Genomic DNA, 10,806 nt, shown 5'->3' on the forward strand with positions numbered 1-10,806 from the left:
GGAGCGCTTAAAGCGCTCCTTATTTGACGAGAAGATAGAAGCCGATCATCGTCATGAGCGGAATGGTCGTAATTGATGCAAGCGTGGAGAATACGGTCATCGTCGCTCCGTATTCTTCGTCCCGTGAATAGCGGGCAAACAGAATGGACGCCAACGTAAGGCTCGGCATAGTCGACTGCACGATAATAATCTGCGCCACCTCCAGCGGTAGAGAAAGAAGGTGCAGCAGCAAGGCGATAGTGACCGGGAAAATGAGCAGTTTCATGATGAGCGGCATGCTCAGGTGATGCAGAGCAGTGGTCCGTTTCTTTTTAGCCATGGACGGAATGAGCATTCCAATGTACATCATGGCAAGCGGAGATGCAAGATTGGCCAGCGTTTCCGCCAGGTTTGCCACACTCTTCGGGGGCGTGACATTGAACACGGCGACCAGCATTCCGATGAAAATGGATATCATTGGAATGTTAATAAGTGCTTTTAAAGAACGAAAATTGAATCCTCTCTGACCCTGCAGCATCATGACACCAAGCGTCCAGATGGTAAAATCCAATCCTGCGTCAAAAATAGCCGCAAGCAGTGCTCCTTTAGGACCGAATAGAGCAGCGCAGAGCGGAATGCCGATAAATCCGGTATTGCCAAGACCTGACAGAAGCGCTATTTCTTTTGCTTTATCGGGAGTGACATGCATTGCGCGTGCCGCCATCCAGCCGAGAAACACGCCAAAAAAGTTAATAAGGATCGAACTAAGAAAGATTAGTAAAACAAGCGTAAGAAAATTAGCATCAATCTCTGTTTGAAATACCCCGTTTAGGATAATACAGGGCATTGCTACATTGATAATAATGGCAATCAGCAACTGCCGCCTTTCCAACGTAAAAGGCATACGGCAGCTTAGAAGACCGCCAATGAGAATCATGGCCGCCATCGTAAGGATGGAAGACACGACAGTTTCAATCTCCACCTTCTTCCCTTCTTTCTCTATGTATCATTTAGAATATTCCATCGAATCCTATCATAAATAAGCGCGGCCCGTTCCGGCGAACAGGCCGCTTTCAGCTTATACGCTTTTCATGCGTTCATATAAGCCGTTATAGAAGCGCGCTTCAGAACGAGTGATATACGCACCGGCACGATACATAAGTTCCAAATCCTGCGGAGATGTGAAGCGGATCAGCACATTTTTGCATAGCTCGTAATGGCGCGGTTCGTGATGATCGGCGTGCACAGTCCAGAAGGTTGTGTTCAGCTTCCGTTCCTGGTTATAATTCGGGTGTTCCAGTCCTTTGCCGATAAGTCCCATCACTTTACCGGCGAACATCTCTGAACCAAAGCCGATGGATGCCATTGCTTCGATCGACGTCGCATTGCGCAGGAAAGAGATAAACGTATCGACAGCTTCTTTCGCAGCCGGGGCTACCGGGTAATCCGGTACGTATTTTTCATTTGTCGGTACATCAGGCGCGGCCGTAATCATGAACGAATGGTATAGACGGGAATGATAGCTCTGCGGATTGCCACGTCCGCCTTCGTCCCACAGGTTATCAACAAGCGGAACCCACCAGTCGTCTTCCGGCTCGACGGCAGCCACAGCTGCACCCAGTACCCGGGGAAAGTTGCGGCTATAATAACTGTACTGAAGTGCAAACTCTCGTACCTGCGAAGGTGTCCACTCTCCTGCCAGCAGTGTTTGCATGAACTCTCCCTGAATGATTTCTGTTTCTACAATGTCCCAGATTTTCTCTTCAATTTGTTCATAGCTTGTAATCGCCATGTGACAAATCACTCCCTTTATTTTTTCGTTCTTCTGCGTCCTACAAACTTTTTTATTATACGCATGACCTTAAAACAAAAGTCAAGGGGCAAACCGTGCTATTTAACATAAAAACATTATAACGCTTAACATTGTATAAAAAAGGAGAACGCAAAGAAAAGACACTGCTTTACTTTAGCTTAAAATTTATGCGTCAAGCGGCTATAATGAGGCGGAAGAGACGCCATTGGTCGTGATGCAGCATGGGTGCACACAAAATAGGGACGATTTCTCTTGTATAAGGGACGTACGGATAAAATCAAAACGAAACCGTCCATACATACTATAATAGAAGAATAGGGAATTTGGATAGACGGGCAAGGAGGAGGGTGCAGTGTATCTCTGTTTTGATGTAGGAGGAACAAATATTAAATCCGGTTTGGTGGATGCAAATGGTACGGTTCTCGCCAAACGGAAGGTGGCTACGAGAACGGGTGGTGAGGCGGAGCAGACGTTTCGCCAGTTTCAGGAGCTGAGAGAGGCGCTTTGTAATGAAGCGAAAATCGCTCCTGGAGAGATTCGGGCTGCCAGCATAGGCATCCCGGGATTTGTAGAGATGGAAACCGGGCGGGTAACCCGGGCAGTCAACCTTGGCTGGAGGGATGTTCCCGTAGCCGAAAAAGCGTCTGCTATGCTGAATGTTCCTGTGTTTGTAATTAACGATGCGAACGCGGCAGCACTCGGAGAGATGTGGCGGGGAGCCGGAAAAGGTGTGAATAACCTGCTATGTATTACGATCGGCACCGGTGTAGGGGGCGGTGTCATCACAAATGGGAGGATTGTCAACGGAACACATGGATTGGCTGGAGAAATCGGCCATTTTCGTGTAAAAATAGAAGGCGGACGGCCATGCAATTGCGGCAGAACTGGCTGCCTGGAAACGGAAGCATCTGCGTCTGCCCTTGCTTATTACGGCGAGCAGGCGGCAAAGGCTCATCCAAAGAGCCTGCTTGCAGAACAGCTGGCCCGGGAGGGAAAAGTGACCGGTAAAGTTGTGGCTGAGGCAGCCCGGAAAGGCGATGAGGCTGCACGTAGTGTGCTTGCTAACGCTGCCTATTATTTAGGATATGCGCTGGCGGGTGCTTATACCGTCACTGCTCCGGCCCGTATTGTTATCGGTGGCGGAGGAGCCGCTGCCGGATCGCTGCTGCTTGAGCCGACTGTGCGCTGGTTTCATGAATTTACACTTGTGGATATTCAAAAAACGGAGATTATCGTACCTGCTGTCCTGGGCAACGACGCCGGCATTGTTGGATTGGCAAAACTGGCGGAGATGAATCTTTTGGCACAGTAAAGCATAGAAAACCACCATGGTTGATTAGTGACAAGCCCCCCATGAAAATAAAGGGAAGGCGGCTGACTTTTTGGGTGCGAAGGAAAAGAGAGAAGAGAACGAGGAGAGGATTTTAATGGGGAAAAAGGCGAACGCCTTTTTCTTCCCCGGGTCTCATTTCCTCTTTCTCTCCTTCTTTCCTCACAATTTTCACAGAAAAAAGAGAGGATGATGATCATGCAAAAGATTGCGGTATTAACAAGCGGAGGAGATGCTCCAGGGATGAATGCCGCCGTGCGGGCTGTCGTTCGTCGCGGCATTTCGCACGGTATGGAAGTATATGGCGTCTATCATGGTTATGAAGGGTTGATGCTGGGGCAGATCGAGCCAATGAATGCCGGAAGTGTAGGGGATATTATTCAGCGGGGCGGCACCATCCTGTACAGCAGCCGCAGCGAAGAATTCAAAACGGAGGCCGGCCAGCAGAAGGGGATCGATAACCTGCGGGAGAGAGGAATTGAAGGCCTTGTTGTGATTGGTGGCGATGGTTCGTTTCGCGGCGCACAAAAACTATCGGACAAGGGGTTTGCTACGATCGGCATTCCGGGTACGATCGATAACGATATTTCAGGCACAGAGGTGACGCTCGGGTTTGATACGGCAGTCAATACGGTTATTGAAGCGATTGATAAAATTCGGGATACCGCCACATCGCATGAACGGATTTTTGTCATTGAAGTGATGGGCCGACATTGCGGTGATATTGCACTATGGGCTGGTTTAAGCGGCGGAGCGGAGTCGATTTTACTTCCCGAGGTGGATTTTGAGATTACGGATGTAATCAGCCGCCTGCTAGAAGGAAACAAACGCGGCAAGAAACACAGCATTATCATTGTGGCAGAAGGCGTATGTCCGGCTTCGGAAATTGCACAGAAAATTAAAGAGGAAGCAGGATTGGATACAAGGGTAACAGTGCTTGGGCATGTGCAGCGCGGCGGCTCTCCGTCCGCGTTCGACCGGATGTTGGGCAGCAGGTTGGGGGCCAAAGCGGTCGACTTGCTGCGTGATGGCCAGAGCGGTAAGATGGTAGGTATTCAGCGAAACCGGATTACGGCGGTGGACTTCGCCGACGTATTTGGGAGCAAGCATGACATTGATTTGGATATGTACGAACTGAGCAAAACCCTTTCTATTTAATTTATGTTTTTATTAGCCGTTCCGACGCGGAGCGGCTTTGTTTTGTAACCGGGAAAGCAATTGCAGTATAATAGGGGAAAAATGGGGAGAGTGAAGGGATGAACTGGGAACAAAAAGCGGCGCGGTGGCAGGAGTATCCTGGTCTTTCGCAAGAGTTAAAACAGGAGCTTGCGGCCATGAAGGACAACAAGAGAGCGCTGGAAGATTGTTTTTACAAAAATCTGGAGTTTGGCACCGGCGGGTTACGCGGCGAAATCGGGCCGGGAACGAACAGAATGAATATATATACGGTGCGCAAAGCGTCAGAAGGTCTCGCCCGCTATATTGAAGCGCAAGGAGAGGAGGCCAGGCGGCGCGGTGTAGCGATTGCCTATGATGTGCGCCGCAAATCACGGGAGTTTGCGCTTGAAGCGGCACTGACACTCGCACGGCATAATATTCGGACGTATGTCTTCGACGATATCCGTCCTACGCCGGTACTGTCGTTTGCTGTGCGCCACCTGGGTGCATATGCGGGGATTGTCATTACGGCAAGTCATAATCCTCCTGAATATAACGGATACAAAGTATACGGTCCGGACGGCGGTCAGCTACCTCCGGCGGACGCGGACGCGGTTATCTCAAAAGTAAACGAAGCGGGTGACGAGCTGGTCATTGAAGTAATGGACGAGCAGGCGGCACGCAAGGCCGGGCTCCTTGTAAGCATTGGTGCTGATATTGATGACGCATACATACAGAAGATTTGCGCTCTCAGTGTAAATTCGGAGTTGATACGGCGGATGGGAGATGAAGTTCGGATTGTATTTACCCCCCTGCACGGTACCTCGAATAAGTTAGTGCGGCGCGGGCTTGCGGAACTTGGATTCACCAATGTGGAGGTCGTCAAAGAGCAGGAATTGCCCGATTCCGAATTTTCTACGGTTGTTTCGCCGAATCCGGAGGAGCATGCTGCATTTGAGCTGGCAATTGAATACGGTAAGCGGACATGCGCCGATATGCTGCTTGGCACGGACCCGGATGCGGACCGTGTTGGCATTGCGGTAAAGAATCTTCAGGGAGAATACGTAGTGCTTACCGGCAACCAGACCGGCGCACTTCTTCTGCATTATTTGCTGGAACAAAAGCGGGAGGCGGGCACTCTTCCAAAGAACGGGGCGGTATTGAAGACGATTGTAACGTCCGAAATCGGACGCGCCATCGCAGATTCGTACGGCCTTGAGACAATCGATACGTTGACCGGCTTTAAGTTTATCGGTGAAAAGATTAGAGAGTTCGAGGAAACCGGAAGCCATACTTTTGTATTCGGCTACGAGGAAAGCTATGGCTATCTGGCGGGTGATTTTGTTCGTGATAAAGATGCGGTGCAGGTCTGCCTCCTTGCCGCCGAGGTAGCCGCCTACTACAAATCGCGTGGTATGACAATGTATGAAGGATTGCTGGAGATCTTCGAGACGTATGGATATTATCTCGAAGACTTGCTCTCCATAACCCTCAAAGGAAAAGAAGGGCTGGAAAAAATGAAAGCCATTCTCCAATCGTTCCGCGACGAGCCGGCAGCCGAGATGGCAGGGCAAAACATCCGGATTATTGAGGATTACAAAGCGGGCATACGTATAGTAACACAGGATAACCGGCGCGAAACGCTTACGCTCCCGGCCTCCGACGTGTTGAAGTATACGCTGGAAAACGGTGCGTGGTTTTGCCTTCGTCCTTCCGGTACGGAGCCGAAAATCAAGTTTTATTTCGGCGTAAAAGCGAGTACGATGGAAGAAAGCAGAGAGTTTCTGGAGCGCTTAAAGGCGGATGTAATGGAGAGGGTAGACAGGTTGATGAAGGAGTAAAGTGTAGAGAAAGGAGTCCTTTGGCTCCTTTTTCGCATTTATTGTTGGTCATCCTCCGCTTTTTTCAATTTTACTTTACACTATTTGTGCCATTATCAAACGAATCGCTGGGGAATTGTGGGAATTTTGCTTTTTTGTTTGCCGTGAATTATGTATATAATGATACATACGAAATATAAGGAGGAGCGAACATGTCATCACGGACAAGCTGGCGGTTGTTCGCGGTCTTTTCTCTTGTCTCAATGCTGGTTCTTGCCATAGGGCTATATATGGGAGTAAGAGACATTCTTTTCCCTTCTGCGGTCGGATGGAAAACCGATAAAAGTGCCGGAGAAGAGGCTTCGATCCCGAGAGAAAATAAAATTCAGATTGTAGCGCTTGGAGATTCGCTGACAAGAGGTACGGGGGATGGAAGCGGACTTGGATATGTCGGCCATTTGCGCGCACGACTTGCGCAAGTCGCGGGACAGGAAGTATACGTATTGAACCATGGAGTAAACGGATATAAAACTGCCGATTTGCTGCGCGATCTGCAGAAGAAGGAGGATATTCGCCGGACCATTCGCCAGGCGGACATTATTACGCTGTCCATTGGAGGCAATGATTTATTCAATGCGGGAGCGGAAGAAGTAAGGCCGGAGGAAAGTCAAAAACGACTGCCGGGAGCCGTGGACCGGTACAGACAAATTGTAAAAATAATTACCTCGCTGAACCCGAAGGCTAAAGTGCTGTACGTGGGGTTGTACAACGCATTTGCCGATTTATCGAATGCACGGGAGAGTTATAAAATAGTACAGCTGTGGAACGGGGAAGCATCGGCTGTCCTCTATCAGTATCCCAATACAATTTTCGTTCCGACTGACGACTTGTTCCGGACGGGCGGCGTGAAATATCTATCCAGCGACCATTTTCATCCGAACCAGGCCGGATATCGACGCATCGGAGAGCGTATGGCCGAAGTGGTCCGTTAAGGGGGGAATATGGTGACACAAGCAATTACGCTTGAAATTGAACAGGTGGAAAAAGAAATTCGTGGTAAGAAAATTATTAAAGGAATTTCATTTTCCGTACGGGAAGGAGAAGTGTTCGGTTTTCTTGGACCTAACGGGTCAGGAAAAACGACAACCATTCGGATGATGGTCGGCTTGATTCGGCCGACCGCAGGACGGATTCGGATATGCGGTTTCGATATCCAGAAGGAATACACAAAAGCGCTTGCACATGTCGGATCGATTGTGGAAAACCCTGAATTGTATTCCTTTTTGACAGGGATGGAAAATCTTGAGCAGTTTGCACGTATGATTCCTGGCGTTACCCGGGGGAAAATTGATGAAGTAGTGCAGCGTGTGGATTTAAGCAAGCGCATTCATGACAGAGTAAAAGATTATTCACTGGGCATGCGTCAGAGGCTTGGCATTGCTCAGGCGCTGTTGGGAGATCCGAAACTGCTTATCCTGGACGAGCCGACAAACGGGCTTGATCCGCAGGGCATTAAAGAGTTACGAGCTTTCATTCGCCAATTGGCGGGCGAGGGATTAAGCGTGTTTATCTCCAGCCACCTGCTTAGTGAAATCCAGTTAATGTGTGACCGGGTTGCTATTATTAACAGGGGAGAAATCATTCGCGTAGGAGAAGTAGACGAGTTGCTAACGCAGGATTTCCGCAAAATGATCTGGTATGCAGAGCCGCGTTCGAAGGCGAAGTCTATCCTTGCGGCATCGCCGCTTGTACGCCTATCGGAACAGGAAACGCTGGATGGAGGAATTGTAACCGAAATCGCGGCGGAACATGTTCCTGAGCTGGCAGCCCGACTAATTAGCGGCGGAATTCAAGTATATGAAATCGAATGGAAGAAGCCAAGTCTGGAGGATTTATTTCTGGATATGACCGAGGGGGAGCGTTATGTCTAGCATGTACGGACTGGTTATGAATGAATCGATAAAGATTTTGCGGAAGAAACGGCTATGGGTAGTTGTATTGATTCTGCTTGTACTTGTCCCCATTTTCACCTATGCGCAGCTGCGGGCTACGATTAGCAATCAGAAGCAGTTGGGAACAACGGATTGGAAAGTGGCGGTAAGACAGAGTATCAATGACACGACCAACCGGTTAAGCAGCACCCGTATTCCGGAAGAGTGGAAAAAGTGGATGCGAATTCGTATTCAGCAGCAGCAATACTATCTCGACCATGATATTAATCCGACTTCTCCCAACGGAGTCACATTTACCCGCGATTTCATGAACAACGCTGTGTCGCTATTCATTCCGCTGCTTATCGTCATTATCGCATCGGACATCGTTTCCGGAGAACATACCGGAGGCACGATTAAGCTATTGTTAACAAGGCCCGTGAAACGCTGGAAAGTACTAACCAGCAAGTTGATTGCCCTGATTTTATTTGTTTCGACGATTGTCACGCTAACAGGTATTATTGCATACCTTATCTCCGGACTGGTGTTCGGCTATAGGGGTTGGAATTATCCGGTGCTTACCGGTTTTCAGATTTCCGGAGAAGAGATAAATACGGAGGGTGTACACGTGCTGCCGCAATGGTTGTATATTCTTATGGAGTATGGATTGTCCTGGTATGCCTGTTTGGCTGTGGCCTCTATTTCATTTATGGTTTCCGTACTGGTGCGTAGCACGGCTGCAGGCATGGGGATTATGGTATCGGCATTAATCGCAGGTACAATCTTAACGAATATGGCATCCGCATGGGAATCGGCCAAATACTTTTTCATGGTGAATCTGCAGCTAACGGATTACCTGGCGGGCACGCTTCCGCCAATTCCCGGATTAAGTCTGCCGTTTTCATTGGCGGTGCTTGGTATATGGAGCGTGGCTTCCCTTATTGTAGCCTATGTCGTATTTATTCGACGAGATGTGCTAAACTAAAAAACGAGGCACCGGATGTTATCCGGCTTCCCTCGTTTTTTGTATAGAGATGGGGATTACGCTTTTTTTGCCGGCTTCGGTGTAGGCAGGGGCGCGATCCCGTAGCCTTTATCCTTAAGCAGCTTGATAATTTTCGGAAGCAACTGCACTGTATGCTCTTTTTCATGCATTAAAATAATGGAGCCGGGCTTTACTTCTCTGGCAATATTGTTCATGATTAAATCCGGTTTGTCACCATATTTCCAGTCAAGGCTGTCTACATTCCAGTATGCGAGAATCTGATTCGTTTCTTTGGATGCGAGCAGCGTATTCTGGTCGACTGCTCCGTAAGGTGGACGGAAATAATAGATTGGGGCGCCGATTTTTTGGGAGATGTACTCTGTGGAAGTACGAATTATCTGTATCTGTACATCTTTCGGCTTTTTCCAGAGCTTCTCATGATACATGGTATGTGTACCAATGATGTGACCGTTTGCCAGCATTTGTCTGGCAAGCTTGCTGTCCCGCTCGGTTTTTACGTTTTGGCCAATCCAGAAAAACCCGCCTTTCACATCATGCTCATCCAGAATCGCAACAATATCCTTTGTATACTTTCCCGGTCCGTCATCAAATGTTAAATAGACGGTCGGTTTAGACGTGGGAATTTTGGCGATCATCTTGCCGACTGCCGGTACATCAGGAGACGAAGCTGTATTGGTTGAAGGTTTTGCTGGCTTTGCTGGTGCGGATGGGTCAGGTTTCTGTGCCGAATTCGGTTGCTGCGGTGGCTTAGATTTTTCTGGTGTATCAGATGTCTCTTTATCCGAAATGGAATTCAAGAGGGCAGTTGCAGACTGTGCAGGTGGACTTTCGCTAAAAATTAAATTCACTTGAATAATCACGCCCAATAGCAATAGCGCAAGCCAAATCCTGTTTCTTTGTCTTCTCCTCCGGTCGTTCTCCAAAATAATTCCCTTCTTTCTCTATTTCATACATAAAGTAGTATGCATTGCATATTCTACTATAAAAACGTCGGTAATGCGTAAAAAGTTCCAGTAAAAATAAAAATTCTTATGGTTGTCAAAAATCCTCACTGTTTTATTATAAAATTATACAAGAATGATTTTTTTGGAAATAGGTAAAATCACTTACTCTGTTGTGAAATACTCTGTAAAACTTTCCTCTAAGATAAGAAATCGCTATAATGGAATAAATCCGGTTTTTAATGTTTGCATGAATAAAAAGCAAGTAATGTAACGGAGGGATTTACAATGATGTCATATGATGAATATATGCGTTCGGTTATTCAACCGATGCGTACGGAACTTACGTCTGCAGGGTTTGAAGAACTGCTGACTCCGGACGATGTGGAAACAAAGTTTGAGAATATGAAAGGCACCGCATTTGTGGTGGTTAATTCGGTGTGCGGCTGTGCGGCCGGCCTCGCTCGCCCGGCTGCCGTATATTCCGTACAGAACAGCGAGGCAAAGCCGGATAAGCTTTATACGGTGTTTGCCGGTCAGGACAAAGAAGCTACGGCAAAAGCGCGTGAGTATTTCACCGGCTATCCGCCGTCCTCACCGTCCTTCGCATTGCTGAAAGACGGAGAACTGGTGTATATGATGGAGCGTCATCAGATCGAAAACCGCCCGCTTGAAGTGATTGCCTCTGATTTGATGGAAGCATTCAAAAAGCATTGCGGATAAGACGTACGGCAAAACTCCTTTCTCAGCAATGGGGGAGGAGTTTTTTATGTCTTGCATTTACTTAAAAAGTATGATAGGATAACTCTTGTCGCTGTTAATGTATAA

Annotated in this window: 10 protein-coding genes; 7 read left to right on the plus strand and 3 right to left on the minus strand. The window is 48.1% G+C overall.

Annotated features, from left to right (window positions below; all coding sequences use genetic code 11):
- Positions 1-19 precede the first annotated feature (19 nt).
- Together ADA01nite_RS14100 and ADA01nite_RS14105 are read right to left on the minus strand one after the other, a co-directional pair.
- A complete protein-coding gene (locus ADA01nite_RS14100; RefSeq protein WP_146810919.1) occupies positions 20-961 on the minus strand; it encodes an AEC family transporter in 942 nt (313 codons plus the stop codon).
- A 96-nt stretch (positions 962-1,057) separates the two neighbouring features.
- A complete protein-coding gene (locus ADA01nite_RS14105) occupies positions 1,058-1,771 on the minus strand; it encodes an iron-containing redox enzyme family protein (protein WP_174760614.1) in 714 nt (237 codons plus the stop codon).
- A 373-nt stretch (positions 1,772-2,144) separates the two neighbouring features.
- Here ADA01nite_RS14105 and ADA01nite_RS14110 point away from each other — a divergent pair, with 373 nt between their 5' ends.
- The 6 genes from ADA01nite_RS14110 (at position 2,145) to ADA01nite_RS14135 (ending at position 9,016) form a co-directional block, all read left to right on the plus strand.
- The gene (locus ADA01nite_RS14110; RefSeq protein WP_146810921.1) at positions 2,145-3,104 is read left to right on the plus strand and encodes an ROK family glucokinase; all 960 of its coding nucleotides are present in this window, start codon (positions 2,145-2,147) and stop codon (positions 3,102-3,104) included.
- A 216-nt stretch (positions 3,105-3,320) separates the two neighbouring features.
- Complete coding sequence (gene pfkA, locus ADA01nite_RS14115; RefSeq protein ID WP_146810922.1) at positions 3,321-4,280, plus strand: 6-phosphofructokinase; 960 nt, start codon at positions 3,321-3,323, stop codon at positions 4,278-4,280.
- A 98-nt stretch (positions 4,281-4,378) separates the two neighbouring features.
- Positions 4,379-6,121, plus strand: a complete 1,743-nt coding sequence (locus tag ADA01nite_RS14120) for a phospho-sugar mutase (RefSeq protein WP_146810923.1) — start codon at positions 4,379-4,381, stop codon at positions 6,119-6,121.
- A gap of 191 nt (positions 6,122-6,312) precedes the next feature.
- Positions 6,313-7,092 (plus strand): GDSL-type esterase/lipase family protein, encoded by a 780-nt coding sequence (locus ADA01nite_RS14125; RefSeq protein ID WP_146810924.1) that lies wholly within the window; start codon positions 6,313-6,315, stop codon positions 7,090-7,092.
- Between the two features lie 12 nt (positions 7,093-7,104).
- A complete protein-coding gene (locus ADA01nite_RS14130; protein ID WP_174760615.1) occupies positions 7,105-8,031 on the plus strand; it encodes an ABC transporter ATP-binding protein in 927 nt (308 codons plus the stop codon).
- Positions 8,024-9,016 carry an ABC transporter permease gene (locus ADA01nite_RS14135; protein ID WP_146810926.1) on the plus strand — a complete coding sequence of 331 codons (993 nt, stop codon included), beginning with the start codon at positions 8,024-8,026 and terminating at the stop codon, positions 9,014-9,016. The genes ADA01nite_RS14130 and ADA01nite_RS14135 overlap by 8 nt, the downstream gene beginning before the upstream one ends.
- Positions 9,017-9,072: 56 nt before the next feature.
- On the opposite strand, the gene ADA01nite_RS14140 is transcribed toward ADA01nite_RS14135, so the two are convergent.
- The gene (locus ADA01nite_RS14140) at positions 9,073-9,960 is read right to left on the minus strand and encodes a polysaccharide deacetylase family protein (RefSeq protein WP_146810927.1); all 888 of its coding nucleotides are present in this window, start codon (positions 9,958-9,960) and stop codon (positions 9,073-9,075) included.
- 306 nt (positions 9,961-10,266) lie between these two features.
- Between ADA01nite_RS14140 and ADA01nite_RS14145 the strand changes: the two genes are divergently transcribed.
- The gene (locus ADA01nite_RS14145; RefSeq protein ID WP_146810928.1) at positions 10,267-10,701 is read left to right on the plus strand and encodes a BrxA/BrxB family bacilliredoxin; all 435 of its coding nucleotides are present in this window, start codon (positions 10,267-10,269) and stop codon (positions 10,699-10,701) included.
- Positions 10,702-10,806: the final 105 nt, after the last annotated feature.

Origin of the sequence: Aneurinibacillus danicus, from assembly GCF_007991215.1 — a bacterium.
Classification (GTDB): domain Bacteria; phylum Bacillota; class Bacilli; order Aneurinibacillales; family Aneurinibacillaceae; genus Aneurinibacillus; species Aneurinibacillus danicus.

Bases quoted from the DNA above. Each gene is read 5' to 3' on its own strand.
- ADA01nite_RS14135 (WP_146810926.1), top strand. From the start codon at position 8,024: ATGTCTAGCATGTACGGACTGGTTATGAATGAATCGATAAAGATTTTG.
- ADA01nite_RS14105 (WP_174760614.1), bottom strand. From the start codon at position 1,771: ATGGCGATTACAAGCTATGAACAAATTGAAGAGAAAATCTGGGACATT.
- ADA01nite_RS14120 (WP_146810923.1), top strand. From the start codon at position 4,379: ATGAACTGGGAACAAAAAGCGGCGCGGTGGCAGGAGTATCCTGGTCTT.
- ADA01nite_RS14125 (WP_146810924.1), top strand. From the start codon at position 6,313: ATGTCATCACGGACAAGCTGGCGGTTGTTCGCGGTCTTTTCTCTTGTC.
- ADA01nite_RS14145 (WP_146810928.1), top strand. From the start codon at position 10,267: ATGATGTCATATGATGAATATATGCGTTCGGTTATTCAACCGATGCGT.
- pfkA (WP_146810922.1), top strand. From the start codon at position 3,321: ATGCAAAAGATTGCGGTATTAACAAGCGGAGGAGATGCTCCAGGGATG.